The sequence below is a fragment of the Micromonospora sp. WMMD1219 genome (genome assembly GCF_049315215.1).
GTDB classification, from domain to species: Bacteria; Actinomycetota; Actinomycetes; order Mycobacteriales; family Micromonosporaceae; genus Micromonospora; species Micromonospora tulbaghiae.
Genome location: NZ_CP186057.1, coordinates 256,736 through 282,476, shown reverse-complemented (window position 1 = coordinate 282,476; position 25,741 = coordinate 256,736). Strand labels below are relative to the sequence as shown.

Sequence of the window (25,741 nt, the reverse complement as noted above, 5' to 3'; positions counted from 1 at the left end):
GTTAGAAAACTTTACTGAAAATTGAGGACGTTGGCATGAGTGCGACCCGGCTGCCCGGCACCCCCCGACTCCTGCGGGCGCTCAACGATCGTGCGGCGCTGGAGCTGCTGCTCGAACGCGGCCCGCTGACCCGGGCCCGGATCGGTGAGCTGACCGGGCTGTCCAAGGTCACCGCGTCCCAGCTCGTCGAGCGGCTGGAGGAGCGCGGCCTGGTCGCCCGGGTCGGCGAGCAGGCCGGCGGGCGGGGCCCGAACGCCCAGCTCTACGCCGTCCGGCCGAGCAGCGCGTACGTGGTGGGCGTGGAGGTGGGCGCGGAGCGGGTGGTGGCCGCCTGCGCCGACATCACCGGCACCGTGGCGGGCCGGGTCGAGCAGTCCACCAGGGACACCGACGACCCGGTCGGCGTGGTGCACAACGCCGTGGTCCAGGCGGCCAGCAGCGCCGGGGCGGAGCTGTCCGCCGTCCGGCGCGTCGTGCTCGGCACCCCGGGCCTGGTCGACCCGCAGACCGGCGACATCACGTTCGCGTTCAACCTGCCCCGCTGGCACAGCGGCCTGCTCGCCGCGCTGCGCGAGGACCTGGACACCCCGGTCGTGTTCGAGAACGACGTGAACCTCGCCGCAGTGGCCGAGGCGCAGTCCGGCGCGGCCCGTGGCACCGCCGACTTCGTGCTGGTCTGGGTGGACGCGGGCGTCGGCCTGGCGATCATGCTGGGCGGCCGGCTGCACCACGGCAGCAGCGGCGCGGCGGGGGAGATCGGCTACCTGCCGGTGCCCGGTGCGCCCATCCCGCGCGACGTGTCCAAGCGGGCCAAGCCGGCGTTCCAGCAGCTCGTCGGCGCCGACGCGGTGCGCGCGGTGGCCGCCGAGCACGGTTTCGCCAGCCCGGAGGCGGCCGAGCAGGGCGTCGCGGCGGCCCGGGCGGCCGAGGTGGTACGCGCGGCGATCGCGGCCGGCACCGCGGGCGGGCCGATGCTCGACGAGCTGGCCCGGCGGCTGGCGCTCGGTGTGGCGAGCACCTGCGTGGTGCTGGACCCGCCGCTCGTGGTGCTCGCCGGCGCGGTCGGGCAGGCGGGCGGGGCGGCGCTGGCCGAGCGGGTGCAGCACGAGGTCGCCGCGATCACGCTCGTGCGCCCCCGGGTGGTGACCACCGGGCTGACCGAGGAGCCGATCCTGCGGGGCGCGCTGCGTACCGCGCTGGACGCCGTACGCGACGAGGTGTTCGGCTCGACCGTCGGCTGACCACGTCGTGCACCCTGGCGCCATGTGAAGGAATCCTTCATCATGGCGCCAGGGTTCGCAAGGAGTTGCCGGAGCGTCGCTCCGGTCAGATCAGGTCGCGGCGACGGAACACCGTGAACGCGGCGGCCACCAGCGCACCGGTGAGCCCGAGCAGCACCACCAGGCCCGACGTCCACGTCAACGTGTACGAGCCGTCGCAGTAGCCGGAGATCCCCGGGCCGCAGGCGTTGCTGTCCCACAGCCGCACCTCACCGGACAGCCAGGCCGCCAGATAGCTGGACAGCATGTACCGGTCCGGCCGGCCGACCTCCAGGATCTGGAACACCAGCCGCGCCCCCAGCTCCCACACCACCACGTACGCGGCCACCGTGCCGAGCGCCGCCGACGTGTGCCGGCCCAGCGTGGCGACGGCGAACCCGAGCGCCGCGGCGAGCAGCACCAGCATCAGCCCGCGTACCCAGATCGCCGCCAGCGACGGCCAGAAGTCGCCGCCGGTGCGCCCGACCAGGCCGGACGCCTGGCCGATCAACCAGAACGCCCCGAGATACGCCGCCGACGCCAGCACCGACAGGCCGAGCAGCCCGCCCAGCAGCGTGCCCAGCTTCGCGGCGAGCACAGTGGGCCGCCGTGGCCGCCACAGCAGCAGGTTGACCACCCCGCCCGAGTTCAGGTCGGCCCCGATGTACGAGGCGCCGACCAGGAACCCGAACAGCGTCAGGAACGCGATCAGGAAGTAGAGCAGCGGCTCGGCCTCCTTGGCGAAGACGAAGACGCCGCTGAGGTAGTCGGCCGCGCTCGGCAGCTCCTCGATCTGGGCCGGGTCGATCTGGGCGCAGTCGCGCGGCAGGTAGTCGTTCTCGCCCGGCGGGAGCGAGCCCTCCCGGATCCGCAGGCAGCGGTCGTACGTCATCTCCATCTGGCGCACGCTCTCCGCCGCCTGGGCCTGCGCCCGGCTCAGCTCCGCCGGGCCGGGCCGGTGCGAACCGGCGAGCGTGGTCACCACTGTCACCGCGAAGGCGGCAGCCAGCAGCACCACCATGAGCTGCACGAAGCGCCGGGCGGCCAGCCGCTCCAGCTCGGCACGGACCAGGTTCACGCGTCCACCTCCCGGCTCTCCCGGACGTCGAGGTCGATCACACCGTCGTTCGGCGGCGCGCCGTCGACCTGTCGCGGCACCGCCACGTGCTCGTGGCCGCCGGTCAGCTCCAGGAAGACGCTCTCCAGGTCCGGCCGCAGCGGGACCAGCTCGCGTACCCACATGCCCTGCTCGCCGAGCGTCCGGCTGATCGTCTCCGGATCCTGCACGCCGGTCACCACCAGGTGGTCCGGCGCGACGGTCACCGACAGGCCGGCCCGGCCCAGCAACTGCCCGGCCTGCTCCGGGTCGGCCACCCGGACCCGCCACTGGTGCTGGTCGAAACCGGCCAGCACCTCCTCCACCGGCCCGTACGCGACCCGCCGCCCCCGGCTGACGATCGTCACGTGGTCACAGATCAACTGGATCTCGGCGAGGATGTGACTGGACAGCAGCACCGTCACCCCGGCCTCGGCCAGCGACCGGGTCAGGTCACGCATCTCCCGGATGCCGGCCGGGTCCAGCCCGTTCGCCGGTTCGTCCAGGATCAGCAGCTCCGGGTTCTTCAGCAGGGCCGACGCGACCGCCAGCCGCTGCTTCATGCCCAGCGAGTAGCCCTTGACCCGCTCGTCGCCCCGGTCGCGCAGCCCGACCTGCTCCAGCACCTCGTCCACCCGGGCGGTCGGCACACCACCGGCCAGGGCCAGCAGCCGCAGCGTCCGGTGGGCGGTGAAGTTGGCGAAGAACTGCGGGCTCTCCACGATCGCGCCGACCCGCCCGGCCACGTCCGCCAGATGCTCGGGTGACTCGGCGCCCAGCACGCGCATCCGCCCGGCGTCCGGCCGGACCAGCCCCAGCAACGCGCGCAGCGTGGTGGTCTTCCCGGACCCGTTCGGCCCCAGGAAGCCGTGCACCTGGCCCGCCTCGACCAGCATGTCGAAACCGTCGACGGCGATCCGGCGCCCCTGGCGCAGCGTGTGGAACGTCTTGCGGAGGCCGGCGATCTCGATGACCGCGCTCATCCGCGCGCCTCCCGGCAGCGGTCGGGCATGGGTGTCCTTCCGGAAGCGGTGACCAACGACACGGCGCCCCACCCTATGGCGGTGGCGCCGCCCGTGGGGGGCGCCGGGCCGGGTGCGTGATTGGATGGAGCGGTGACTGGTGACCTGATCCCCGGCGCCCCGGGCGCCCCCGCCCCCTCGACCGTGGACGCGGATCTGGTGGTCAGCCTCGACGGAGTCGTCGTCAGGCGTTCCGGCACCGCGCTGGTGCACGACGTCGACTGGCGGGTCGAGCTGGACGAGCGGTGGGTGGTGCTCGGGCCGAACGGCGCGGGCAAGACCACGCTGCTCAACCTGGCCGCCGGCCGGCTGCACCCGACCAGCGGCGTCGCGCACGTGCTCGGCGAGCGCATCGGCCGTACCGACGTCAACGAGCTGCGGACCCGCATCGGCCTGTCCACCGCGACGCTCGCCGAGCGGATCCCCGCGCAGGAGCGCGTCGTCGACGTGGTGGTGACAGCCGCCTGGTCCGTGGTCGGCCGCTGGCGGGAGAGCTACGACCGCACCGACGTGGCACGCGCCGCCGCGCTGCTGCGCCAGCTCGGCGTCGGCCACCTCACCGACCGCACGTACGGCACGCTGTCCGAGGGCGAACGCAAGCGCGTCCAGATCGCCCGCGCCCTGATGACCGACCCGGAGCTGCTGCTGCTCGACGAGCCCGCCGCCGGGCTCGACCTGGGCGGGCGCGAGGACCTGGTGGCCCGGCTGGCCGAGCTGGCGTACGACCCGGACGCGCCGGCCATGGTGCTGGTCACCCACCACGTCGAGGAGATCCCGCCGGGCTTCACCCACGCGCTGCTGCTGCGCGAGGGCGGCGTGGTGGCGCAAGGGCTGCTCGCCGACGTGCTCACCGCCGACAACCTGTCGAAGACGTTCGGCCTGCCGCTGGTGGTCGCGCGGTCCGGCGACCGCTGGGCCGCCCGCGCCGCCTGAGCGACGGGACGACACAGTGCCGCAGACCCGGATCGCCGTCGTCGGCAGCGCCAACATGGACCTGGTCGGCATCGGCGCCGCGCTGCCCCGGCCCGGCGAGACGGTGCTGGGCGACGACTTCGTCATGCTGCCCGGCGGCAAGGGCGCCAACCAGGCGGTCGCCGCGGTACGTGCCGGCGCGTCCTGCGTCTTCCTCGGCGCGATCGGCTCGGACTCGTTCGGCGTGACGCTGCGGGCCCGGATGACAGCGGCCGGCGTGGACACCGGCCACCTGCGGGTGGTCTACGGCCCGTCCGGCGTCGCGCTGGTCATGGTCGGTGGCGCGGGGGAGAACGCCATCCTGGTCACCCCCGGGGCGAACGCCGCGTTCACGTCGCTGACCGCCGACGAGCTTTCCGCCGTACGCGATGCGGACGTGCTGGTCGCGCAGCTGGAGGTGCCGGTCGAGACGGTGACCGAGGCGGCGCTGGCGGCCCGTTCCGCGGGCACCCGGGTGGTGCTCAACGCCGCACCGGCCCGGCCGGTGCCGGCCGAGCTGCTGGCGGCCACCGACCTGCTCGTGGTGAACGAGCCGGAGGCGCAGGCGCTGACCGGCCGCGGCCGGGACGAGCCGGCGGCGCTGCTGGAGCTGGTGCCCAGGGCGGTGCTCACGCTCGGCGGCGACGGCGCCTGGTACGTCGACCGGGACCGGCCGCCGACGCACGTGCCGGCGGTGCCGGTGGACGTGGTCGACTCGACCGCCGCCGGGGACGCGTTCACCGCCGCGCTCGCCGTGGCCTGGGGCGAGGGGCGGGACCTGGCCGACGCGGTGCGCTGGGCGGCGGCCGCCGGTGCGGCGTGCGTGCGCAAGCTCGGCGCCTCGGTCGCGTTACCGCACCGCGCGGAGATCGACGAGCTGTTCCCGGCCGGCTGAGCCTCAGCCGGCCGGTTCGTCGGTGAGGCGCTCGCCGCGGCGCCGCAGCATGCCGAGCCCGGGGATGCCGGCGACCGCGAGCTTGAGATCGCGTGTGACGTCCAGCAGGTCGTGCAGGTCCGGCCCGACCCGGTCCAGCGTGGCCAGGATCGGCAGCACGTCCGAGGTGAGATGGTCCTTGAGCTTCGGCAACTCGTCCACCAGCCGGATCGCGGCGGTCACCTCCTCCGGGCTGAGCTGCTCCACGAAACGGGCCGCCATCGGCGCGGCCCGGCGCAGCGTCGCCTCGTACGCGGTCAGCAGCTCGGTCGCGACGCCCGTCGCCTTCTCGGCGGTCGCCAGCGTGCCCGCCGCGCGGGCGGTCACCGTCTCCGCCTCGGTCACCACACCGGCCGCCGTCCGGGCCACCCGGTCGGCCTCGCCGACCACGGTGGCCGCCGCCTCGGAGACCCGCTGCGCCTCGCCGACCACCACAGTCGCCGCGGCGGCCACCTCGGTCGCCGTGTCGATCGCCGCGGTGGCGGCGGCGCTGATCACCGCCACCTCGCGGACCGCCGTCTCCGCGTCGGTGAGCACCCGGTCGGTGCGGTCGAGCGTGCCCTCGATCCGGTCCACCACCCCGTCGATCCGCCGGACCAGCGCCTCCACCTGGTCGAGGACGGCGAAGGCGCGAGCGGGTACCGAGGCCACCGTGGCGGCCGAGCCGAGCGCCTGGTCCACTGCGGTACGGGTGAGGCCGAGCAGAGCGCCGGGCCGGGGAAGAGGGATCGCCATGGCATCCAGTGTGCGGCGTCGCGGCCAGTGCCGCCGGATGAGGTGGCCGCCGCGCGCCGGTCCGGCTCACCGCAGGTCGCCCTGCTCGACGGCCCGCTGCACGGCCCGGTAGATCTGCCCGAACCGCAGCGCGTCCGGCGTACGGACCAGCATCGTCTCCCGGCCGTGGTGCTGCACCCACAGCTCGTGCACCCGGTTGCCGCGCTCGTAGGAGCGGTCCAGCCAGCCGAGCGGCACCTCCAGGAACGGGGTGAGCGCCAGACCGGCCACCCCGAACGCGGCCAGGATGATCAGGGCGAGCTTCCACTCGCCGCGGTCCTGCGCGGACCAGGCCAGCGAGAGCACGCAGACCACCGCGACCAGTGGCGGCAGCGACAGCAGCAGGACCAGCACGCCGCGGCCCAGCACCCGCCCCCGGACGGCGAGCGTGGTGGTGCCGCGCGCGTGCCAGACGTACGTGACGTCGGCGAGCGCGACGACCTGCCCGCCCGCGTGGATCGCCTCCGAGGTGACCTGCACGGCGTCGTCCCGGTAATAGAGGACCATGAATCAGCCTAACCGCGCGTGTCGATGTCGGCGCGTCCCGCGACGGTAGGCTGTGGGGCATGGCGGACCGGAACGGGGCCGGAACCAGCGGTGACGAGCAGGCGCGCAACGTCGAGGTGGTCCGGCGTTACCTGCGCACCTTCGTCACGAAGGATCTGGCCGAACTGGCCGAGGTGGTCGACGAGGACGTGGAGATCTACGGCTCGGGCACCGCGGTACGCGGCCGGCGCTACCCGGAGGCGGCCGTCTCCTCACCCGGCCTGACCGTGCTCGACCAGGACATCCGGGAGATCTTCGCGGCCGGGGACCGGGTGGTGGTGTCGATGGCGCAGACGTACCGGCGGGACGCGACCGGTGCGACCACGGTGCAGAGCGCGTGCAAGATGTACCGCCTCGCCGGTGGCCGGATCGTGCAGTTCTGGGGCGAGCAGGACACCTACGGCCTGTTGCGCGGGCTCGGCCTGCTGCCGGACGAGCCGATCACGTTCTGACGCGCGGCACGATCGGGCTGGCGGGCGGCACGATCGGGCGCGGCACGCCCCGGCGCTGGCGGCAGGGCCTCCATGGCCCGCTGCACCGCCCGGTAGACCTGGCCGAAGCGCATCGCGTCGCGGGTGTGCAGCAGCCGCACCGGCCGGCCGCGCCACTGCGCCCACATCTCCATCTCCCGGCTGCCCCGGGCGTAGGAGCGGTCCAGGTGCTCGAAGAGGAAGTCCGCGAGCGGACCGACGGCGAGGCCGAGCAGCACCGAGACCCCGACGATGGCGATGGTGACCACCGCCGAACGCTGGAGCCACACGGCCAGCGCTATGCCCAGCACGGCGGCGACCAGCGGTCCGGCGAGCGCGGCCCCGATCGCGCCGCGCCCGGCGAGCACCCGCCAGGAGCGGTCACCCCGCCGGTGCCACACGGTGGTCAGTTCGGCGAGCGGGTAGCTGCGCCCGTCCACCCGTACCGCGGTGGAGGTGACCTGGACGGAGCGGTCGTCGTAGTAGGTGATCATGGCCTCACTCCCGGTGGCGGGGCGGCGGCGACTCCGGCGGCGACCTGGGGAGTCGCCGACACCACACTGTCTACCCCAACGAGGCGAGTCGTAAGGTTGGCACGCGACTTCGACGAGGAAGTGAGGGCAGCGTGGGCGAGTTCGTCAGGCTGGAAGTGAAGGACGGCATCGGCACCATCCGGCTGGAGCGGCCGCCGATGAACGCGCTCAACACCCAGGTGCAGGAGGAGCTGCGCGCCGCCGCGTCGGCGGCCACCGCCGACGCCGAGGTCCGCGCCGTGATCGTGTACGGCGGCGAGAAGGTCTTCGCGGCCGGTGCGGACATCAAGGAAATGGCCGACATGTCCTACGTGGACATGGCGGAGCGCGCGGCCGACCTGTCCAGCGCGCTCGGCGCGATCGCCCGCATCCCGAAGCCGGTCGTCGCCGCGATCACCGGGTACGCGCTCGGCGGCGGCTGCGAGCTGGCGCTGGCCTGCGACTGGCGGATCGTCGCCGAGGACGCCAAGCTCGGCCAGCCGGAGATCAAGCTCGGCATCATCCCCGGCGCCGGCGGCACCCAGCGGCTGGCCCGCCTGGTCGGCCCGGCCCGCGCCAAGGATCTGATCATGACCGGGCGGATGGTCGACGCCGCCGAGGCGCTGCGGATCGGCCTGGCCGACCGGGTGGTCCCGGCCGCCGAGGTCTACGACGCCGCGGTGGCGTACGTGAAGCCGTTCCTGACCGGGCCGGTGCAGGCGCTGCGCGCGGCGAAGGCAGCTGTCGACGGCGGCCTGGACATGGACCTCACCTCGGGCCTGGCCTGGGAGAGCCAGCTCTTCGCGGCGTTGTTCGCCACCGACGACCGGCGCGAGGGCATGGCCGCGTTCGTGGAGAAGCGCAAGCCGGGCTTCACCGGTCGCTGACGCGAGAGCTGTTCACATCTGCTGTACCGGCCAGTAGCGTGACCCCGGTCGGTCGACGAAGGGGAATGGCATGACGGAGCGGATCGAGGGCCACGGGGGCGATCTGGCACTCGCGGCACTACGCGCGCACGGCGTACGGGAGATGTTCACGCTGTCCGGCGGGCACGTCTTCCCGCTCTACGACGCCGCGCACAAGGCGGGTTTCCCCCTCTACGACGTGCGGCACGAGCAGTCCGCGGTGTTCGCCGCCGAGGCGGTCGCCAAGCTCCAGCGCCGCCCCGGCCTGGCCGTGCTCACCGCCGGCCCCGGCGTCACCAACGGGGTCTCCGGCCTGACCAGCGCGTTCTTCAACGCCTCGCCGGTGCTGGTGCTCGGCGGGCGGGCGCCCCAGTTCCGCTGGGGCTCGGGCAGCCTCCAGGAGATGGACCACCTGCCGCTGGTCGCGCCGGTGACCAAGCACGCCGAGACGGTGTTCAGCGCCGACGACATCCCGCGCGCGGTGTCGGCGGCGCTGACCACCGCGCTCACCCCGCACCGCGGCCCGGTCTTCCTGGACTTCCCGCTGGAGGCGGTCTTCTCGGTAGGCGACGCCGACCTGCCGGCGGTCACGCCGCCGGCGCCGATCGAGCCGGACCCGGACGAGGTGGCCAAGGCGGCCCGCCTGATCGCGGGCGCGTCCCGGCCGGTGATCATCGCCGGTTCCGACGTGTACGCGGGCGATGCCGTCGAGGCGCTGCGTGCCGCCGCCGAGTCGCTGCGGGTGCCGGTGTTCACCAACGGCATGGGCCGGGGCGCGCTGCCGCCGGAGCACCCGCTCGCGTTCGCCAAGGCGCGCCGGGTCGCGCTCAAGGGCGCCGACGTGGTCGTGGTGATCGGCACCCCGCTGGACTTCCGGCTCTCCTTCGGCGACTTCGGCGACGCCCAGGTGGTGCACGTGGTGGACGCACCGAGCCAGCGGGCCGGGCACGTGCAGCCGGCCGCCGCGCCGGCCGGTGACCTGCGGCTGATCCTCGGCGCGTTCGCCGACCACGCCGGTGACCGGGCCGACCACGCCGACTGGATCGCCGAGCTGCGGACCGCCGAGGACGCGGCGAAGTCCCGCGACGCGGAGGAGATGGCCGCCGAGAGCGACCCGATCCGCCCGGCCCGGATCTACGGCGAGCTGCGCAAGGTGCTCGCCCCGGACGCCATCACCATCGGCGACGGCGGCGACTTCGTCTCGTACGCCGGGCGGTACCTGGAGCCCGCCCAGCCGGGCACCTGGCTCGACCCCGGCCCGTACGGATGCCTCGGCACCGGCATGGGCTACGCGATGGGCGCCCGGGTCAGCCACCCGGACCGGCAGATCTGCGTGCTGATGGGCGACGGCGCGGCCGGCTTCTCGCTGATGGACGTGGAGTCGCTGGTCCGGCAGAAGCTGCCGGTGGTGATCGTGGTCGGCAACAACGGCATCTGGGGGCTGGAGAAGCACCCGATGCGGGCGATGTACGGCTACGACGTGGCCGCCGACCTCCAGCCCGGCCTGCGCTACGACAAGGTGGTCGAGGCGCTGGGCGGCGGGGGCGAGACGGTGGAGAAGGCCGCCGACCTCGGGCCCGCGCTGGGGCGCGCGTTCGACTCGGGCGTGCCGTACCTGGTGAACGTGCTGACCGACCCCGCGGACGCGTACCCCCGTTCGTCGAACCTGGCCTGAGACACGGCGCGTGCGGGCCGTCCGCCGGGTGACCGGCGGGCGGCCCGCTGCGCGTGTCAGACCTCGGGGCGGTCCCGGTCGTCCGGACGGCCGCGCAGCTCCTCCTCGCGGCGGCGCAGGTCCTCCTCCCACAACCGCAGCCGTTCCTGGTCCTCGCGGCGGGACCGCTCGTCCAGCGAGGCGAGGAACTCCGGGTCGTCGTCCGGTGCGAGCGGGCGGCGGGCCGCCGGGGCGGCGGGACGGGTCGTGCCGGTGACGCCGGCGGTTCCGGCCGGGCGCTCGCGGCCCACCAGGAACCAGGCGATCGAGCCGACCAGCGGGAAGAAGAGAATGATCAGCACCCAGATCATCCGGGGCAGCGCCTTGACCTTCTCCTCGTCGGCGGAGAGGCAGCTGATCAGCGCGCACACGGCGAGGACGATCTGAACCAGGAAGAGCAGCACGTAGAGGCGGGCCATGCCTCATGATGGCTCACCGCCGCACGTCAGCGCACCCCGCCGAGCACGTGCGCCACACCGAGCACCGCCAGTCCGGCCGCACCGAGCGCGGTCAGCGGCACCGACCAGCTGTCGAACCGCCGCGGCCCGGTGCCGGTGGCCCGGTGCCACGTCACCACCAGCACGGCGAGCCAGACCAGGAGCGCCGCCCCGGTCAGCAGCGCGTCGAGGACGCGGCCGGTGAACGCCTGCCGGAGCTGGAGCAGCAGCACCGCGGTCAGCGTGAGCAGCGTCCGCCGCCAGGCCAGCCGGGTGCGCTCGGGCTGCAGCCCGGGGTCTCGGGTCACCCCGCGCCGCCCAGCAGCACGGCGGCCACCAGCAGCAGCGCGCCGACCGCGACGACGAGCGCCAGCACGGCCGGGAAGCGGGACGCGGGCAGCTCCTCGTTCAGCCGCATGGCGCGTTCGGTGCGCGCCCAGTGGTCGACCGCCCGGATCGAGACGGCCGCGCCGAGCAGCAGCAACGCGATCGCGAGCGCCTCGCGCAGGTGGGCCAGGCGCAGCGGCGGGAGGAACTGGGCGGCGGCCAGCCCGCCCGCGACCAGCGCGAGCCCCGTTCGCAGCCAGGCCAGGAAGGTCCGTTCGTTCGCCAGCGAGAAGCGGTAGTCCGGCGGGGTGCCGACCGAACGCAGCTCACGCGGGTCGAACCAGCTCTTGATCGACTCCCACACGCTGCCGATTATCCGCTTTGCCCCGCGCCTAGCCTGGGGGGATGACCGATCTTGACGCGCGCGAGCTGCGTGACGCCTACGACAGCCAGATCCGACCGGAGCTGCCGGACCCGCTGCCGGACGGGGTGACGGTGGAGCGCGACGGCCCGCTGTTCCGCGTGCTCGGCCTCGACCACCGGGGCTTCCTCACCTACCGGACGCTCGACGGCCTGGCCGGCGCCGAGCTGGACGCGCTCATCGCCCGGCAGGTCGAGGTCTTCCGGGCGCGGGGCGAGTCGGTCGAGTGGAAGCTCGCCGGTCACGACGAGCCGGCCGACCTGGGTGACCGGCTGCGCGCCGCCGGCTTCGTACCGGAGGACCAGGAGACCGTCGTGGTCGGCCCGGTCGCGCCGCTCGCCGCCGCCGTCCCGGTGCTCCCCGAGGGGGTACGCCTGCGCGAGGTCACCAGCCGGGCCGACCTGGAACGGATCGCGGCGATGGAGGAGGAGGTCTGGCGCACCGACCGCAGCCACCTGGTGATCGGCCTGCTCCGGGAGATCGAGGCGGACCCGCAGTCGATCACGGTGGTGGTGGCCGAGGCGGGGGAGACGGTGGTCAGCGCGGGCTGGATCCGCTACCAGCGCGGCACCGGCTTCGCCAGCCTCTGGGGCGGCTCGACGCTGCCGCAGTGGCGGAAGAAGGGCATCTACCGGGCGCTCGTGGCGTACCGGGCGCGGCTGGCACAGCAGCGCGGCAAGGCGCTGCTGCAGGTGGACTGCTCGCCGGACAGCCGGCCCATCCTGGAGCGGCTCGGGCTCGTTGCGGTCACCACCTCCACGCCCTACGTCTACACTCCGTGATCATGGAACGGTTGACGGCGGACGAGCGGCTCACCCTGAAGACCGGCGCGTTCGGTGCCGTGTTCCTGGTCTCCAACGCCGTGCCCGGCGTGCTGGCCATGGTGCGGGAGAGCTTCGCCGCCTCCGGTGCGCTCGCCGAGGTGGGGGGTGTGGTCAAGGAGGCACTGACCACCGGGCCGCTGCCGCAGCTCCCCCGGGACTCGGTCATGGAGATCGAGTCGGTGGTGCTGCCCGCGCTGGGCCGGTCGGTGGAGATCCTGCGCGCCAAGTCGCCGGACGACGTCGAGACGTACCGGTCGGTGGTGCTGGCCGCGGCGGAGCGGGTGGCGCAGGCGCACCGGGGGATCGAGCCGGCCGAGGCGGCGGCGATCGAGAAGATCCGGCAGGCGCTGGCCGAGGCGGCGTGACGGTGGTGAGTTGCGTCACTCCGGGCCGCCGGGGTGGCCATGCTACTTGCGGGTAACATTGCCTCGTGGGGAAGTGCACAGCTGCCCGCGGTTGACCCACGTTGCGTCACGCGGGAGGCTGCGCCCGTGACCGGGCGAGTGATCGCTACACCAAACAGGAGGGTCGTCGAAGCGCGATGAACATCGTCGTACTCGTCAAGCAGGTGCCCGATTCGGGCGCGGACCGCAACCTGCGTTCTGACGACAACACCGTCGACCGCGGTTCGGCGAACAACGTCATCAACGAGATGGACGAGTACGCCATCGAGGAGGCGTTGAAGATCAAGGAGGCGCACGGCGGCGAGGTCACCATCCTGACCATGGGTCCGGACCGGGCGACCGAGTCGATCCGCAAGGCGCTCTCCATGGGCCCGGACAAGGCCGTCCACGTCGTCGACGACGCCCTGCACGGCTCCTGCGCGGTGGCCACCTCGAAGGTGCTGGCCGCCGCCCTCGGGCAGCTCAACGCCGACCTGGTCATCTGCGGCGCCGAGTCGACCGACGGCCGGGTCCAGGTCATGCCGCACATGATCGCCGAGCGGCTGGGCGTGGCCGCCCTGACCGGCGCCCGCAAGCTCACCGTCGACGGCGCGAACCTGACCGTCGAGCGGCAGACCGAGGAGGGCTACGAGGTGGTCACCGCCTCCACCCCGGCCGTGGTCTCCGTCTGGGACACCATCAACGAGCCGCGCTACCCGTCCTTCAAGGGCATCATGGCGGCCAAGAAGAAGCCGGTGCAGACGCTCTCCCTTGGCGACCTGGGCGTGGCCCCGGCCGAGGTGGGCTTCGACGGCGCCACCAGCGCCGTGGTCGAGCACTCCAAGCGCCCGCCGCGCTCCGGCGGCGAGAAGATCACCGACGAGGGCGAGGGCGGCGTGAAGCTGGTCGAGTTCCTCGCCACCGAGAAGTTCGTGTGAGAGGTCTGGACATGGCTGAGGTTCTCGTCGTCGTCGAAGCCACCAAGGAATTCGGCGTCAAGAAGGTCACGTGTGAGATGCTCACCCTCGCCCGCGAGCTGGGCACCCCGAGCGCTGTCGTCCTCGGTGGCGCCGGCGCCGCCGAGGCGCTGAGCGCGAAGCTCGGCGAGTACGGCGCGGAGAAGATCTACGCCGCCGAGGGCGAGGAGATCGACGGCTACCTGGTGGCCCCCAAGGCGACAGTGGTCGCCGAGCTGGTCAAGCGCGTCCAGCCCGCCGCCGTGCTGCTCGCCTCCTCCCAGGAGGGCAAGGAGATCGCCGCCCGCCTGGCGGTCAAGCTGGACAACGGCATCCTGACCGACGTGGTCGGCCTGGCCGCCGACGGCACCGCCACCCAGGTCGCGTTCGCCGGCTCCACCATCGTCAAGTCCAAGGTCACCAAGGGCCTGCCGCTGGTCACCGTCCGGCCGAACTCGCTCAACCCGGCCCCGGCCGCGGCCACCCCGGCCGTCGAGCAGCTCACCGTGTCGGTCACCGACGCGGACAAGCTGGCCAAGGTCGTCGAGCGGGTCGCCGAGCAGAAGGGCTCCCGCCCCGAGCTGACCGAGGCGTCGGTCGTCGTCTCCGGCGGTCGCGGTGTCGGCAACGCCGACAACTTCAAGCTGGTCGAGGAGATGGCCGACCTGCTCGGCGGCGCGGTCGGCGCGTCCCGCGCGGCCGTCGACTCCGGCTACTACCCGCACCAGTTCCAGGTCGGTCAGACCGGCAAGACGGTCTCCCCGCAGCTCTACGTCGCGCTCGGCATCTCCGGCGCGATCCAGCACCGGGCCGGCATGCAGACCTCGAAGACCATCGTCGCGGTGAACAAGGACGCCGAGGCGCCGATCTTCGAGCTGGCCGACTACGGCGTGGTCGGCGACCTGTTCAAGGTCGTCCCGCAGGCCGCCGAGGAGATCCGCAAGCGCAAGTGAGCATCGCGTGAGAAAAGGCCGCCGCCCGGTGCACCGGGCGGCGGCCTTTTCTCGTAGGGAGCTGATCGGCGGGCCGGGGAGCTGAGCCGGCCCGCCGATCAGCCCGTCAGGGTGCCCCTCAGCAGGCTGTCGCCGGAGTGGCCGGGCTTGTTGTCGTACTGCTCCGCGCTGACGTCGACCACGGTGTAGGTGCGCAGGTCGACGTTCGGGGGGATCGGCAGCAGCGCATCCCCCGAGCCGTTGCTCAGCGTACCCACGGAGAACATCTCCATCGTGTTCGGATCGATCAGCCAGACCTCGTAGTACCCCGGAACGCTCGGGAGATTCGCCACGTGCAGATGCAACCGGTTGTCACCGAGCACCCGGGCGTCGCCGGAGGCGTCCTTCGGCGTCGCGCCGAACGCGGCGAGCGGCGCGCTGGCCACCACCGGCGGCTCGGGGTCGGCCGGCTCGCCGCCGCCACCGCCGAGCACCGCGGCCGTGCCGGCCACGCCGATCACCGCGGCGGCGGTGGCGGTGACCGCCGTGGTCGCCCACCCCGGCCAGCGCCGGCTCCGCCGCGGACGACGTGCCACGACGGGTACGGCGGCCGGCTCCACCGGGTCGGCCGGGCGCGGCAGGCGCCGATCGGTCAGCGCCGGCAGCTCCTCGGCGGCCCGGATCTCGGCCACGATGCCCTGCCAGATGTGCTCCGGCGGGTCGGGCAGGTCGGCCAGGCCCTGGGTGCCGGCGCCGAGCCCGGCGACGTGCTGGAGCGACTCCATCTCGCCCCGGCAGTGGTCGCAGGTGTCCAGATGGGTGGCCTCGCCGTCAGCCGCCTCGCTCTCACCGAGCGCCAGAAAGACCAGCCGGTCGTGGTCCAGGTGCTGCACCGTCCACCTCCCATCTGCGTTTCAGGCTCTGCATGCCGCGTCTGATGTGACTCTTGACGGTGCCGAGCGGCACTCCGGTCACCGCCGCGATCTGCTGGTGTGTCAGGTCGTCGTAGAACGCCAGCTCCAGCATCCGGCGTTGTTCGTCGGGGAGCCGGGCCAGCTCGTCGGCGACCACCAGCCGGTCGACCACCGTGTCCGGGTCGGGGCCGGTGGAGACCGGCTCCGGCAGTTGCTTCACCGTCTCGACCACCCGGGTCTCCCGGGCCGCGGCCCGGATCCGGTCGACCACCTTGCGCCGCCCGATCCCGAGCAGCCAGCCGACCAGTGAGCCTTTCGCCGGGTCGAACGTCTCCCGGCCGAGCCAGGCGGCGACGAACGTCGCCTGGGTCACGTCCTCGGCGTCACTGCGGTTCACGAGCGTCGTGGTGGCCAGGTGCAGCACCGCCCGCCCGTACCTGTCGTACGCCTCTCGCAGGGCCGCCTCGTCGCCGTCGCGGAACCGGGTGGCGAGGTCGTCCTCGCCCGGCGGTTCGGGGCCCTGCCTGGCCGCCGTCACCGGGCGGCTCGCCTTCCGTGGGGCATGCCCGACTGTAACTCCCACAGCCCCCGCCCCACTCTCCCGGTGTGTCCGTCACGACCCTCGTCACCTCTCCTTCGTCGCCGCAGGGTCCGGCGGATGCGCCCGGAGACGGGAAAAAGAAATCGGATCCGGGCGCATCCGGGGGCGACGGAGCCGGCGTAACCCGTTCTGCAAGCCAGGCCTGACGAATCAGCATCAACCACCAGGAGGCAGACAATGCAGTACGCGATGTTCCGTCGGGTCGCCGCGGGCGGCGCGGTGGCCGCCCTCACCTTCGCCGGCGTCGGCGCCGCCACCATGAGCCCGGCCTACGCCGCCTCGTCGAAGGTCTCCGTGGTCCACGGCATCCCGGACACCCCGGTCGACGTGTACGTCAACGGCGAGAAGACGCTGAACAACTTCAAGCCCGGCGACGTCGCCGGCCCGCTCACCCTGCCCGAGGGGGAGTACGACATCGCCCTGACCAAGCCCGGCGAGGCGATCGACAAGGCGATCCTGAAGGTGGACGACGCCGAGGTGCCGGGCGGGGCGAACATCAGCCTCGCCGCCCACCTCAGCGCCGCCGGCGAGCCGCAGATCACCCCGTTCGTCAACGACGTGTCCAAGGTGGGCGCCGGCAAGGCCCGGCTGATCGTCCGGCACACCGCCGCCGCCCCGGCCGTCGACGTGCGGGCCGGCGGGAAGCCGGTCTTCGAGAACCTGACCAACCCGAAGGAGGCCAAGGCGGACGTGGCCGCCGGCTCGGTCGAGGCGGACGTGGTGCTCGCCGGCACCGACACCGTCGCCATCGGCCCGGCCGACCTGAACCTGAAGGAGGGCACCGCCACCATCGTCTACGCGATCGGCTCGGCCGAGGCGAAGAACCTGAACGTGGTCGCCCAGACCATCAGCGGCCTGCACTCGGCGCCGGGCGGCGTGCCCAGCGGCACCGGCGGCCAGGCCGGCACCGGCGTGGACACCTGGTGGTACGTGCTGGCCGGGGCCGGCGTGCTGCTCCTGGTCGGCGGCGGGGCGCGGGTGGCGGCAACCGCCCGGGCCGGTCGCCGGTGACGGTGCGCAACCGCGGGGCGCTGGCGGCGATGGCCGCCGGCGCCGCCGCGCTCACCCTGGCGACAGTGGTGGCGTGCGGATCCGAGCCCGCCGAGGACGTCGGCGGCGACGAGGTGACGGCGCTGGCGAGTGCCACGCCCACACCCGCGCCCTCGGCGGCCGGCGGCGGCTCGGTCCCGGTGAACCCGGGCACGCTGCCCGCCGGCGCCGAGATCGTGCCGCCGGTGAAGCTGAGCATCCCGCCGATCCGGGTCACCGCCACCGTCAACCCGGTGGGCGTCAACGAGCGCACCGACGAGTTCGAGGTGCCGCCCAGCGTGGACCAGGTCGGCTGGTACCGCTACGGCCCGGGCCTGGAGGCCGGTGCCGGCTCGGTGGTGATCGCCGGGCACGTGGACAGCGCCGAGCAGGGCAAGGGGGCGTTCTTCCGGCTGCGTGAGCTGGGCCGGGGGGACGAGCTCACCGCCACCGGCTCGGACGGCCGCGAGCGCTCCTACCGGGTGGTGGCCCGGGAGGAGTACCGGAAGTCGAAGATCCCGCTGGAGCGGTACTTCGCGCGCGACGGCAAGCCGCGCCTGACGCTGATCACCTGCGGTGGGCCGTTCGACGCGAAGACCCGCAGCTACCGGGACAACATCGTGGTCACGGCCGTTCCCGCGTGATCATGACGGGCCCGCGTGAGCGGGCCGGACCGCCCCGGGTGGGACGGGGCGGTCCGGCCCCCGGGGCCGGGTACGCAGGCCGTTAGGCTGAACCGTGATGGCATACCTTGATCACGCCGCGACGACCCCGATGCTGGACGAGGCACTCGAGGCGTACGTCGCTGTCGCCCGCGAGGTCGGCAACGCCTCGTCGCTGCACGCGGCGGGTCGCCGGGCCCGGCGGCGGGTGGAGGAGTCCCGCGAGCGGGTGGCCGCCGCGCTCGGCGCCCGCCCCTCCGAGGTGATCTTCACCGGCGGCGGCACGGAGAGCGACAACCTCGCCGTGAAGGGCGTCTTCTGGGCCCGTCGCGCCGCCCGCGCCGACCGGGTCCGGGTGGTCTCCAGCGCGGTCGAGCACCACGCCGTCCTCGACGCGGTGGACTGGCTGGTCGAGCACGAGGGCGCGCAGGCCGGCTGGCTTCCGGTCGACGCGGCCGGGCGGCTCGATCCGGAGCGACTGCGCGCCGAGCTGGCCGAGCACGGCGAGCGCGTCGCGGTGGTCACCGCCATGTGGGCGAACAACGAGGTGGGCACCGTCCAGCCGGTGGCCGAGCTGGCCGCCGTCGCCGCCGAGCACGGGGTGCCGTTCCACACCGACGCCATCCAGGCGGTCGGGCAGGTCCCGGTCGACTTCGCCGCCAGCGGCGTGTCGGCGCTCACCGTGACCGGGCACAAGCTCGGCGGCCCGGCCGGCGTCGGCGCGCTGCTGCTGGCCCGCGACGTGGCGGCCACCCCGCTGCTGCACGGCGGCGGCCAGGAGCGCGACGTACGCTCCGGGACGCTCGACACCGCGGGCATCGTCGCGTTCGCGGTCGCCGTCGAGAGCGCGGTCAAGGGCCAGCAGGAGTACGCCGCCCGCGTCGCCGCGCTCCGCGACGAGCTGGTCGAGCGGGTCCGGCAGGCCGTCCCCGAGGTGATCTTCAACGGCGACCCGGCCGACCGGCTCCCGGGCAACGCGCACTTCTCCTTCCCGGGCTGCGAGGGGGACGCGCTGCTGCTGCTCCTGGACGCCCAGGGCATCGCCTGCTCCACCGGGTCGGCCTGCTCCGCAGGGGTGGCCCAGCCCTCGCACGTCCTGCTGGCCATGGGCGCCGACGACGACCGGGCCCGGTCCTCGCTGCGCTTCACGCTCGGGCACACGAGCACCGGCGCGGACGTGGACGCGCTGATCGCCGCGCTGCCGGCCGCGGTGGAGCGGGCCCGCCGCGCGGCCGCCCTCCGTACTCCCCGCTGACCCGGATACGCTCGGTGAGGACGAGGGGAGTGGGCCGGTGAGGGTTCTGGCGGCGATGTCGGGCGGGGTGGACTCCGCCGTCGCGGCGGCACGGGCGGTGGAGGCCGGGCACGACGTGACGGGCGTGCACCTGGCGCTGGCCCGTAACCCGCAGACGTACCGCACCGGCGCCCGGGGCTGCTGCACGCTGGAGGACTCCCGGGACGCCCGGCGCGCCGCCGACGTGCTCGGCATCCCGTTCTACGTGTGGGACATGGCCGACCGGTTCCACGACGACGTGGTGGACGACTTCGTGGCCGAGTACGCCGCCGGGCGTACCCCGAATCCCTGCCTGCGCTGCAACGAGAAGATCAAGTTTGCGGCGGTGCTGGACCGGGCCGTGGCCCTGGGCTTCGACGCGGTGGTCACCGGCCACCACGCCCGGCTCGGCGCCGACGGCCTGCTGCGGCGCAGCGTGGACGCGGCCAAGGACCAGTCGTACGTGCTGGCGGTGCTGACCCGCGCGCAGCTCGACCGGTCGATCTTCCCGCTCGGCGACTCGACGAAGGCCGAGGTGCGCGCGGAGGCCGCCCGGCGCGGCCTCGCCGTGGCCGACAAGCCGGACTCGCACGACATCTGCTTCATCGCCGACGGCGACACCCGTGGCTTCCTGGCCGAGCGGCTCGGCGAGGCGCCGGGCCAGGTGGTGGACGCGCTCACCGGCGCGGTGGTGGGCAGCCACAGCGGCGCCTACCAGTACACGGTCGGGCAGCGGCGTGGCCTGCACCTGGACCGCCCGGCGCCGGACGGCCGGCCCCGCTACGTCCTGTCCATCACCCCGACCACGAACACCGTGACGGTCGGCCCGGCCGAGGCGCTGGAGGTCTCCGACGTGCGGGCCACCCGCCCGGTGTGGACCGGCGGGCCGCGCCCGGACGGGCCGGTCGAGTGCGAGGTGCAGCTCCGGGCGCACGGCGACGTGGTGCCGGCCGCGGTCGAGGTCGACGCCGACGGGCTGCGCGCGTCGCTGCGCCGCCCGGTGCGGGGTGTCGCCGCCGGCCAGGCGATCGTGGCCTACCGGCCGGACCCGGCCGGCGACGTGGTCCTCGGCTCCGCCACCATCACCGCTGCCTGACCGGCGACGGGCAGCGGATAGGCTGCGGCCGTGACTGAGCAGGCGTGGCCCTGGCCCACCGGCGCGGCGACCGGCATCGGTTCGCTGCCCGGCACCGACATCGCCGAGGCGCAGCGGATCGTGCTCGGCGAGCTGCCCGCCCTGCCGCACCTGCCCGAGCTGCCCGCGCGAGGGCCGGGCGCGGACATCGTCGGCCGCACCGCCGGCCTGCTCGTCGAACTTCCGGTCGAGCTGTACGCGGCCCGCTGGCGGATCGCCCCGCGCCCCGGCCGCGACCTGCGCCGCGCCCGCGACCTGATGGAACGCGACCTCGACCAGCTCGCCGAGCAGGCCGAGGAGTACGCCGGACCGGTCAAGGTCCAGGCGGCCGGCCCGTTCACCCTCGCCGCCGCGCTGGAGCTGCCGATCGGCGGCCGGATGCTGCGCGACCCGGGCGCGGTACGCGACCTCGCCGGCTCGCTCGGCGAGGGGCTGCGCGGGCACGTCGAAGCGGTGACCCGGCGGCTGCCCCGCGCCTCGGTGCTGCTCCAGCTCGACGAGCCGTCCCTGCCGGCGGTGCTGGCCGGCCGGGTGCCCACCGAGAGCGGCTTCGGCACCCACCGACCGGTGGAGACCGAGGTGGCGCGCGGGCTGCTGCACGACGTGATCGAGGCGGCCGGCGTCCCGGCGCTCGTGCACTGCTGCGCGCCGGACGCCCCGCTGGAGCTGATCCGGTCCGCCGGGGCCGTGGGCGTCGCGCTCGACCTGTCGCTCGTCACCGACCTCGACCCGCTCGGCGAGGCGATCGACGCCGGGCTCGGGCTGCTGGCCGGCGCCGCGCCGACGCTGCCGCCGCCGTCCGGCCGGGTGCCGACGTCGGCCGAGGTCGCCGACCGCATCCGGCGGGTCTGGGACCAGCTCGGCTTCCCCCGTCGCCGGCTGGCCGAGCAGGTGGTGGTCACCCCCGCGTGCGGTCTGGCCGGCGCCACCCCGGCGTACGCCCGCGCGGTGCTCACCGCCTGCCGCGACGCCGGCCGGCGGCTCGCCGAGGACTGACGTTTTTCCGTCGTACCCGCCGGGCACGATGACCGGCATGATTGGACGACTGCGTTCCACAGTGATCGACTGCCCCGATCCGCACGCGCTCGCCGCCTTCTACTCCGAGCTGCTCGGCCTGCCCCTGGTGGAGGAGGACTCCGACGGCGACGAGTGGGTGGTGCTCGGCGGCCCGCCCGGGCACCAGCCGCGGGTGGCCTTCCAGCGGGCGCCCGGCCTGCGCGCCCCCGACTGGCCCGACCCGGCCCGGCCGCAGCAGTTCCACCTCGACGTGACGGTCGACGACATCGAGGCGGCCGAGAAGGCGGCGCTGGCGCTCGGCGCGCGACGGCTGCCGGGTGAGGGGGAGGGCTTCCGGGTCTACGCCGACCCGGCCGGTCACCCGTTCTGCCTCTGCTGGGACTGATCTTCCACGACTTGCGCGGCGGGGGCATGATCGCCACCGTGACCGCCTCCACCGCCACCGGCCGCGCCGCCGGTTCGCTGTTCGGCCTGGCCTACGGCGACGCCCTGGGCAAGCCGACCGAGTTCCTCACCGTCACCGAGATCGTCCGGCGCTACGGTCCGGCCGGTCCGCGTGAGCTGACCGGCGACCCGGCCCTGGTCACCGACGACACCCAGATGGCGCTGGCCGTGGCGTGGGCGCTGCACGACGCGCCCGCGTACACGGCCGGGGCGGTGGAGCCGCTGCTGCGGCAGCGCTTCGTCGACTGGTCGGTCAGCCCGGAGAACAACCGCGCCCCCGGCATGACCTGCCTGCGGGCCTGCGCCGAGCTGGCCCGGGGTGCCCGCTGGCAGGAGGCCACGGTCGCCGGTTCCAAGGGCTGCGGCGCGAACATGCGGGTCACCCCGGTCGGGCTGCTCGACGTCGACCTGGACACGATGGCCGGGCTGGCCCAGCTCCAGGCCGGTCTCACCCACGGCCACCCGACCGGGCTGGCGGCGAGCGAGCTGACCGCGTACGCGGTCCGGCTGCTGCGCGACGGTGCGGCGCTGCCGGAGCTGCCCGGCCTGCTCACCGAGCGGGCCCGGGAGCAGCGCACCGTCTACCGGGACGACTGGCTGGGCGACCTGTGGCAGCGGCCCGGCGAGAGCAGCGCGGCCGAGTTCGTCGCCCGGGGTTGGGACGACTGCCTGCGCGTGCTCGGCCGGCTGGAGGCGGCGCTGGCCCGCCCGGACGACGGCGGCGACCCGTGCCGGTTCACCGGCGAGGGGTGGATCGCCGAGGAGGCGCTCGCCACCGCGCTGCTCTGCGCGCTGCGCCACACCGACGACCCGGTCGGCGCGCTGGCCCGGGGCGCCACCACCGCCGGTGACTCGGACTCCATCGCCGCCCTGGCCGGCGCGTTCGTCGGCGCCGCGTACGGCATGGCCGCCTGGCCCGCCGGGTGGGCCGGCCGGATCGAGTACGCCGGTCAGCTCACCGCGCTCGCCGCCGCCTTCGACGGAGGGGCCCAGCCCGCGCACTGAGGTCCGGACAGCCGCACCGGCTCCCTCTCGCGCGGGTGGTGCGGACGCCGCTTCCGGCTCGCGCGGGTGGTTTCGGGCGCCGGTTCGGCTCGCGGGGTGGGCGGGTCCGGGTGCCGGCTGCCGCGGACGGGTCAGCCGGTGAGGTGGTCGAGGCGGCGGATGCCGCGCCACAGGGCCGGGTCGCAGGTGCCGGCCCGGTCGGCGAACGCGCTCAGCGGCACCGGGATCGGCTCGCTGACGTCCAGGTAGCTGTCGTGGTCGGCGTCCGGATCCCAGTCCCGCGTCGGGATCGGCAGGTGGTCGTCCCGGTCCGACTTGTCCTGGCTGGTGATCTTCAGCACCTCGGCGTCCCGGCCGTCGACGCGCAGCACCAGGCAGGGGCGCACCTTGGAACCGGTTCCGTCGGCGTAGGGCACGTCGGCCCACCAGATCTCCCCGGGCCGGGGCTCGTCCCGGTCGGCCCGGGCGCCCCGCGGCCTCGGCGGCGCGCCGACGCGCTCACCTCGCGACCCGCCGCCGGCCCGGTCACCGCGGCGCCCGCCACCGGGCCCGCCGTCGCCACGTCCACCGCCGGGCCGGTCGCCGCCCGGCCCGCTGCTCCGGCTGCCACGGCCGGTGCCCGGCCGCCGTCCGCCGGCCCGGTCGCGCGTCCCGGCGGCGCGTTCGGCCGAGCGGCGACGCCAGTCGTTCCACAGCCAGCCGGCCGCGACGCAGGCCACGATCACCAGCGCCCAGATCACCCCGTCGCGCATCCGTCGCCCGCCTTCCCGACCGTTGTCGCCCAGCACCGCCGACGCGATCGTCGCACGGCCGGGCCGCACCCGCCCGGCGGCGCGACCGGCGCCGGTTCGCCCTGCTCGGCGCGGGTGGCCGGACGACTGTCACCCCCGACCGCTACGGTTCTCGGGTAGCACGAACACGGGAGGTCGACAGCGGTGTCCGAAGGCGGCGGCGTGTCCGAAGAAGCGGTTCCCCCAGCGGTCGACGCGGCCCAGGACGCGGCGGCGGGTGCCGAGCCGACCCCGGCGGCCCGGGAGCGGCACGCCACGCTCAGCCAGGAGCTGACCGAGCACCAGTACCGCTACTACGTGCTCGACGCGCCGACCGTCACCGACGCGGAGTTCGACAGGCAGCTGCGGGAGCTGGAGGCGCTGGAGGCCGAATACCCGGCGCTGCGCACGCCCGACTCGCCCACCCAGCGGGTCGGCGGCACCTTCTCCACCGACTTCACGCCGGTCGCGCACGCCGAGCGGATGCTCTCGCTCGACAACGCCTTCGCCGACGAGGAGCTGGCTGCCTGGTCCGAGCGGGTCGAGCGCGACGCGGGCGGCCCGGTGCCCTACCTGTGCGAGCTGAAGGTCGACGGGCTCGCCATCAACCTGACCTACTCCAAGGGCCGGCTGGTGCGCGCCGCGACCCGGGGCGACGGCCGCACCGGCGAGGACGTCACCGCCAACGTGCGCAGCATCAAGGGCGTGCCGGCCCGGCTGACCCCGGCCGACGACTTCCCCGACGTGCCGGATCTGATCGAGGTGCGCGGCGAGATCTACTTCCCGGTGGCCGCGTTCGCCGACCTGAACGCGAGCCTGGTCGAGCAGGGCAAGGCGCCGTTCGCCAACCCGCGCAACGCCGCCGCCGGCAGCCTGCGGCAGAAGGACCCCAGGGTGACCGCGTCCCGCCCGCTGCGCCTGGTGGTGCACGGCATCGGCGCGCGCACCGGGTTCCGGCCGGCCGCGCAGTCCGAGTCGTACGCCGCGCTCAAGGCGTGGGGGCTGCCCACCAGCGACCGGTGGCGGGTGGTGGACGACCTGGCCGGCGTCGCGGAATACATCGCCTACTACGGCAAGCACCGGCACGACGTCGAGCACGAGATCGACGGCGTGGTGGTCAAGGTCGACCCGGTCTCCATCCAGGGCCGTCTCGGCTCGACCAGCCGGGCACCCCGCTGGGCGATCGCCTTCAAATACCCGCCGGAAGAGGTCAACACCAAGCTGCTCGACATCGACGTCAACGTCGGGCGCACCGGCCGGGTCACCCCGTTCGCCGTCCTCGAACCGGTCCGGGTGGCCGGCTCCACAGTGGCGCTGGCCACGCTGCACAACGCCCGCGAGGTCGAGCGCAAGGGCGTGCTCATCGGCGACACGGTGGTGCTGCGCAAGGCCGGCGACGTGATCCCCGAGGTGCTCGGCCCGGTGGTCGAGCTGCGCCCGGCCGACGCCCGCCCGTTCGTCATGCCGACCACCTGCCCGGCCTGCGGCACGCCGCTCGCGCCGGCCAAGGAGAGCGACGTCGACATCCGCTGCCCCAACGGGCGGGCCTGCCCCGGTCAGATCCGCGAGCGGGTCTTCTACCTGGCCAGCCGCAAGGTGCTCGACATCGAGGTGCTCGGCGAGAAGGGCGCGGCGGCGCTGCTCGACGCCCAGATCATCACCAACGAGGGCGACCTGTTCCAGCTCGACGCCGAGCAGTTGAGCCGATCACCGTTCTTCGTCAACAAGGACGGCAGCCTGGGCAGCAACGCCACCAAGCTGCTCGACAACCTCGCCGAGGCCAAGGAACGCGACCTGTGGCGGGTGCTGGTGGCGCTGTCCATCCGGCACGTCGGCCCGACCGCCGCCCAGGCGCTCGCCCGGCACTTCCGCTCGGTCGCCGCGATCGAGGCCGCGAGCGAGGAGGAGCTGTCCTCGGTGGACGGCGTCGGCCCGACCATCGCGGCGAGCGTGAAGGAGTGGTTCGCCGTCGACTGGCACCGCGACGTGGTGCGCAAGTGGGCCGAGGCGGGCGTACGGATGGCCGAGGAGGCCGCCGACGAGGGGCCGCGACCGCTCGACGGCGTCACTGTGGTGGTCACCGGCACGCTCAGCGGGTTCAGCCGTGACCAGGCGGCCGAGGCGATCCAGGCCCGGGGCGGCAAGGTGACCGGCTCGGTCTCCAAGAAGACCGGCTTCGTGGTGGTCGGCGACAATCCCGGCTCCAAGGCCGACAAGGCCGCCACGCTGAAACTGCCGATCCTCGACGAGGACGGATTCCGCGTCCTGCTGGACTCCGGCCCGGAGGCGGCCCGCGAGGTGGCCCGGGTGGAGGACTGACAGGCTGGTCACAGCTTCCGTCCGGCGGATACCAAGTTAATTACGACTACGACCGATTCGTGACTGTCGTGTCGGGGAAATCGCCTCGGAGGGCGTTTCATTGGCGTAC

Annotated in this window: 29 protein-coding genes; 18 read left to right on the top strand and 11 right to left on the bottom strand. The window is 74.2% G+C overall.

The genetic code is table 11. The features are described 5' to 3' along the window. Positions 1-35 precede the first annotated feature (35 nt). Positions 36-1,241, top strand: a complete 1,206-nt coding sequence (locus ACN27C_RS01315; protein WP_252449490.1) for an ROK family transcriptional regulator — start codon at positions 36-38, stop codon at positions 1,239-1,241. Positions 1,242-1,326: 85 nt separating this feature from the next. Here the strand turns inward: ACN27C_RS01315 and ACN27C_RS01310 are convergent, their stop codons facing one another. Together ACN27C_RS01310 and ACN27C_RS01305 are read right to left on the bottom strand one after the other, a co-directional pair. Then, positions 1,327-2,337, bottom strand: coding sequence for an ABC transporter permease subunit (locus ACN27C_RS01310; protein ID WP_120571344.1), 1,011 nt, complete (start codon positions 2,335-2,337; stop codon positions 1,327-1,329). Next, positions 2,334-3,338, bottom strand: coding sequence for an ABC transporter ATP-binding protein (locus ACN27C_RS01305; protein ID WP_120571343.1), 1,005 nt, complete (start codon positions 3,336-3,338; stop codon positions 2,334-2,336). The genes ACN27C_RS01310 and ACN27C_RS01305 overlap by 4 nt, the downstream gene beginning before the upstream one ends. 132 nt (positions 3,339-3,470) lie before the next feature. Between ACN27C_RS01305 and ACN27C_RS01300 the strand changes: the two genes are divergently transcribed. Beyond that, positions 3,471-4,310 carry an ABC transporter ATP-binding protein gene (locus ACN27C_RS01300; protein ID WP_422750237.1) on the top strand — a complete coding sequence of 280 codons (840 nt, stop codon included), beginning with the start codon at positions 3,471-3,473 and terminating at the stop codon, positions 4,308-4,310. Between the two features lie 16 nt (positions 4,311-4,326). Next, the gene (locus ACN27C_RS01295; RefSeq protein WP_120571341.1) at positions 4,327-5,223 is read left to right on the top strand and encodes a ribokinase; all 897 of its coding nucleotides are present in this window, start codon (positions 4,327-4,329) and stop codon (positions 5,221-5,223) included. A 3-nt stretch (positions 5,224-5,226) separates the two neighbouring features. Here ACN27C_RS01295 and ACN27C_RS01290 read toward each other — a convergent pair whose 3' ends face one another. Beyond that, a complete protein-coding gene (locus ACN27C_RS01290; RefSeq protein ID WP_121685866.1) occupies positions 5,227-5,997 on the bottom strand; it encodes a hypothetical protein in 771 nt (256 codons plus the stop codon). A 66-nt stretch (positions 5,998-6,063) separates the two neighbouring features. Further along, on the bottom strand, positions 6,064-6,543 hold the full coding sequence (locus ACN27C_RS01285; RefSeq protein ID WP_422750236.1) for a DUF6232 family protein: 480 nt from the start codon (positions 6,541-6,543) through the stop codon (positions 6,064-6,066). A 59-nt stretch (positions 6,544-6,602) separates the two neighbouring features. Here ACN27C_RS01285 and ACN27C_RS01280 point away from each other — a divergent pair, with 59 nt between their 5' ends. Next, a complete protein-coding gene (locus ACN27C_RS01280; protein ID WP_121685867.1) occupies positions 6,603-7,034 on the top strand; it encodes a nuclear transport factor 2 family protein in 432 nt (143 codons plus the stop codon). On the opposite strand, the gene ACN27C_RS01275 is transcribed toward ACN27C_RS01280, so the two are convergent. After that, positions 6,980-7,546 carry a DUF6232 family protein gene (locus tag ACN27C_RS01275; RefSeq protein WP_422750235.1) on the bottom strand — a complete coding sequence of 189 codons (567 nt, stop codon included), beginning with the start codon at positions 7,544-7,546 and terminating at the stop codon, positions 6,980-6,982. The two genes, ACN27C_RS01280 and ACN27C_RS01275, sit on opposite strands and share 55 nt — an antisense overlap. 131 nt (positions 7,547-7,677) lie before the next feature. Here ACN27C_RS01275 and ACN27C_RS01270 point away from each other — a divergent pair, with 131 nt between their 5' ends. Both ACN27C_RS01270 and ACN27C_RS01265 read left to right on the top strand, forming a co-directional pair. Continuing rightward, positions 7,678-8,451 (top strand): enoyl-CoA hydratase/isomerase family protein, encoded by a 774-nt coding sequence (locus tag ACN27C_RS01270; protein WP_120571337.1) that lies wholly within the window; start codon positions 7,678-7,680, stop codon positions 8,449-8,451. 70 nt (positions 8,452-8,521) lie between these two features. After that, entirely contained in the window at positions 8,522-10,144 is a 1,623-nt protein-coding gene (locus ACN27C_RS01265; RefSeq protein ID WP_422750234.1) for an acetolactate synthase, read from the top strand. 56 nt (positions 10,145-10,200) lie between these two features. Here ACN27C_RS01265 and ACN27C_RS01260 read toward each other — a convergent pair whose 3' ends face one another. From ACN27C_RS01260 to ACN27C_RS01250, 3 genes are read right to left on the bottom strand one after another with little or no spacing between them, the layout of a single operon-like run. Next, positions 10,201-10,602, bottom strand: coding sequence for a PLD nuclease N-terminal domain-containing protein (locus ACN27C_RS01260; RefSeq protein WP_120571335.1), 402 nt, complete (start codon positions 10,600-10,602; stop codon positions 10,201-10,203). Positions 10,603-10,628: 26 nt separating this feature from the next. Then, positions 10,629-10,928: a DUF202 domain-containing protein gene (locus tag ACN27C_RS01255; RefSeq protein ID WP_357799460.1), complete on the bottom strand. Its 300-nt coding sequence runs from the start codon at positions 10,926-10,928 to the stop codon at positions 10,629-10,631. Beyond that, complete coding sequence (locus tag ACN27C_RS01250) at positions 10,925-11,311, bottom strand: YidH family protein (protein WP_120571333.1); 387 nt, start codon at positions 11,309-11,311, stop codon at positions 10,925-10,927. The genes ACN27C_RS01255 and ACN27C_RS01250 overlap by 4 nt, the downstream gene beginning before the upstream one ends. Positions 11,312-11,352: 41 nt before the next feature. Here ACN27C_RS01250 and ACN27C_RS01245 point away from each other — a divergent pair, with 41 nt between their 5' ends. From ACN27C_RS01245 to ACN27C_RS01230, 4 genes are all read left to right on the top strand, one after another. Then, positions 11,353-12,150, top strand: coding sequence for a GNAT family N-acetyltransferase (locus ACN27C_RS01245; RefSeq protein ID WP_120571332.1), 798 nt, complete (start codon positions 11,353-11,355; stop codon positions 12,148-12,150). 2 nt (positions 12,151-12,152) lie between these two features. After that, a complete protein-coding gene (locus ACN27C_RS01240; protein ID WP_120573938.1) occupies positions 12,153-12,557 on the top strand; it encodes a hypothetical protein in 405 nt (134 codons plus the stop codon). 176 nt (positions 12,558-12,733) lie between these two features. Further along, on the top strand, positions 12,734-13,513 hold the full coding sequence (locus ACN27C_RS01235) for an electron transfer flavoprotein subunit beta/FixA family protein (RefSeq protein WP_120571331.1): 780 nt from the start codon (positions 12,734-12,736) through the stop codon (positions 13,511-13,513). An 11-nt stretch (positions 13,514-13,524) separates the two neighbouring features. After that, positions 13,525-14,484 carry an electron transfer flavoprotein subunit alpha/FixB family protein gene (locus ACN27C_RS01230; protein ID WP_120571330.1) on the top strand — a complete coding sequence of 320 codons (960 nt, stop codon included), beginning with the start codon at positions 13,525-13,527 and terminating at the stop codon, positions 14,482-14,484. A 98-nt stretch (positions 14,485-14,582) separates the two neighbouring features. Here the strand turns inward: ACN27C_RS01230 and ACN27C_RS01225 are convergent, their stop codons facing one another. Then, positions 14,583-15,356, bottom strand: coding sequence for an anti-sigma factor (locus ACN27C_RS01225; protein WP_120571329.1), 774 nt, complete (start codon positions 15,354-15,356; stop codon positions 14,583-14,585). Beyond that, on the bottom strand, positions 15,310-15,915 hold the full coding sequence (locus ACN27C_RS01220) for an RNA polymerase sigma factor (protein ID WP_120571328.1): 606 nt from the start codon (positions 15,913-15,915) through the stop codon (positions 15,310-15,312). Before ACN27C_RS01220 ends, ACN27C_RS01225 begins: the two co-directional genes overlap by 47 nt. Positions 15,916-16,155: 240 nt before the next feature. On the opposite strand from ACN27C_RS01220, the gene ACN27C_RS01215 reads away from it, so the two are divergent. From ACN27C_RS01215 to ACN27C_RS01185, 7 genes are all read left to right on the top strand, one after another. Next, positions 16,156-16,989 (top strand): DUF4397 domain-containing protein, encoded by an 834-nt coding sequence (locus ACN27C_RS01215; protein ID WP_120571327.1) that lies wholly within the window; start codon positions 16,156-16,158, stop codon positions 16,987-16,989. Further along, a complete protein-coding gene (locus tag ACN27C_RS01210; RefSeq protein WP_120571326.1) occupies positions 16,986-17,651 on the top strand; it encodes a class F sortase in 666 nt (221 codons plus the stop codon). Before ACN27C_RS01215 ends, ACN27C_RS01210 begins: the two co-directional genes overlap by 4 nt. A gap of 97 nt (positions 17,652-17,748) precedes the next feature. Then, the gene (locus ACN27C_RS01205; RefSeq protein ID WP_350814137.1) at positions 17,749-18,924 is read left to right on the top strand and encodes a cysteine desulfurase family protein; all 1,176 of its coding nucleotides are present in this window, start codon (positions 17,749-17,751) and stop codon (positions 18,922-18,924) included. A gap of 37 nt (positions 18,925-18,961) precedes the next feature. Continuing rightward, positions 18,962-20,038: a tRNA 2-thiouridine(34) synthase MnmA gene (gene mnmA, locus ACN27C_RS01200; protein WP_013284461.1), complete on the top strand. Its 1,077-nt coding sequence runs from the start codon at positions 18,962-18,964 to the stop codon at positions 20,036-20,038. 30 nt (positions 20,039-20,068) lie between these two features. Further along, entirely contained in the window at positions 20,069-21,073 is a 1,005-nt protein-coding gene (locus tag ACN27C_RS01195) for a methionine synthase (RefSeq protein ID WP_120571323.1), read from the top strand. 37 nt (positions 21,074-21,110) lie between these two features. Continuing rightward, on the top strand, positions 21,111-21,479 hold the full coding sequence (locus ACN27C_RS01190) for a VOC family protein (protein ID WP_205775917.1): 369 nt from the start codon (positions 21,111-21,113) through the stop codon (positions 21,477-21,479). A gap of 26 nt (positions 21,480-21,505) precedes the next feature. Beyond that, positions 21,506-22,543, top strand: a complete 1,038-nt coding sequence (locus tag ACN27C_RS01185) for an ADP-ribosylglycohydrolase family protein (protein WP_422750233.1) — start codon at positions 21,506-21,508, stop codon at positions 22,541-22,543. Positions 22,544-22,674: 131 nt separating this feature from the next. Here ACN27C_RS01185 and ACN27C_RS01180 read toward each other — a convergent pair whose 3' ends face one another. Then, positions 22,675-23,295 (bottom strand): type II toxin-antitoxin system PemK/MazF family toxin, encoded by a 621-nt coding sequence (locus tag ACN27C_RS01180; RefSeq protein ID WP_120573937.1) that lies wholly within the window; start codon positions 23,293-23,295, stop codon positions 22,675-22,677. A gap of 183 nt (positions 23,296-23,478) precedes the next feature. On the opposite strand from ACN27C_RS01180, the gene ligA reads away from it, so the two are divergent. Beyond that, positions 23,479-25,632 carry an NAD-dependent DNA ligase LigA gene (ligA, locus tag ACN27C_RS01175; RefSeq protein ID WP_422750232.1) on the top strand — a complete coding sequence of 718 codons (2,154 nt, stop codon included), beginning with the start codon at positions 23,479-23,481 and terminating at the stop codon, positions 25,630-25,632. Positions 25,633-25,741: the final 109 nt, after the last annotated feature.

Excerpts from the sequence above, each read along its gene's own strand:
- ACN27C_RS01315 (WP_252449490.1), top strand. The coding sequence starts at position 36 with ATGAGTGCGACCCGGCTGCCCGGCACCCCCCGACTCCTGCGGGCGCTC.
- ACN27C_RS01305 (WP_120571343.1), bottom strand. The coding sequence starts at position 3,338 with ATGAGCGCGGTCATCGAGATCGCCGGCCTCCGCAAGACGTTCCACACG.
- ACN27C_RS01290 (WP_121685866.1), bottom strand. The coding sequence starts at position 5,997 with ATGGCGATCCCTCTTCCCCGGCCCGGCGCTCTGCTCGGCCTCACCCGT.
- ACN27C_RS01285 (WP_422750236.1), bottom strand. The coding sequence starts at position 6,543 with ATGGTCCTCTATTACCGGGACGACGCCGTGCAGGTCACCTCGGAGGCG.
- ACN27C_RS01280 (WP_121685867.1), top strand. The coding sequence starts at position 6,603 with ATGGCGGACCGGAACGGGGCCGGAACCAGCGGTGACGAGCAGGCGCGC.
- ACN27C_RS01275 (WP_422750235.1), bottom strand. The coding sequence starts at position 7,546 with ATGATCACCTACTACGACGACCGCTCCGTCCAGGTCACCTCCACCGCG.
- ACN27C_RS01265 (WP_422750234.1), top strand. The coding sequence starts at position 8,522 with ATGACGGAGCGGATCGAGGGCCACGGGGGCGATCTGGCACTCGCGGCA.
- ACN27C_RS01260 (WP_120571335.1), bottom strand. The coding sequence starts at position 10,602 with ATGGCCCGCCTCTACGTGCTGCTCTTCCTGGTTCAGATCGTCCTCGCC.
- ACN27C_RS01245 (WP_120571332.1), top strand. The coding sequence starts at position 11,353 with ATGACCGATCTTGACGCGCGCGAGCTGCGTGACGCCTACGACAGCCAG.
- ACN27C_RS01240 (WP_120573938.1), top strand. The coding sequence starts at position 12,153 with ATGGAACGGTTGACGGCGGACGAGCGGCTCACCCTGAAGACCGGCGCG.
- ACN27C_RS01235 (WP_120571331.1), top strand. The coding sequence starts at position 12,734 with ATGAACATCGTCGTACTCGTCAAGCAGGTGCCCGATTCGGGCGCGGAC.
- ACN27C_RS01230 (WP_120571330.1), top strand. The coding sequence starts at position 13,525 with ATGGCTGAGGTTCTCGTCGTCGTCGAAGCCACCAAGGAATTCGGCGTC.
- ACN27C_RS01215 (WP_120571327.1), top strand. The coding sequence starts at position 16,156 with ATGCAGTACGCGATGTTCCGTCGGGTCGCCGCGGGCGGCGCGGTGGCC.
- ACN27C_RS01205 (WP_350814137.1), top strand. The coding sequence starts at position 17,749 with ATGGCATACCTTGATCACGCCGCGACGACCCCGATGCTGGACGAGGCA.
- ACN27C_RS01190 (WP_205775917.1), top strand. The coding sequence starts at position 21,111 with ATGATTGGACGACTGCGTTCCACAGTGATCGACTGCCCCGATCCGCAC.
- ACN27C_RS01185 (WP_422750233.1), top strand. The coding sequence starts at position 21,506 with ATGATCGCCACCGTGACCGCCTCCACCGCCACCGGCCGCGCCGCCGGT.
- ACN27C_RS01180 (WP_120573937.1), bottom strand. The coding sequence starts at position 23,295 with ATGCGCGACGGGGTGATCTGGGCGCTGGTGATCGTGGCCTGCGTCGCG.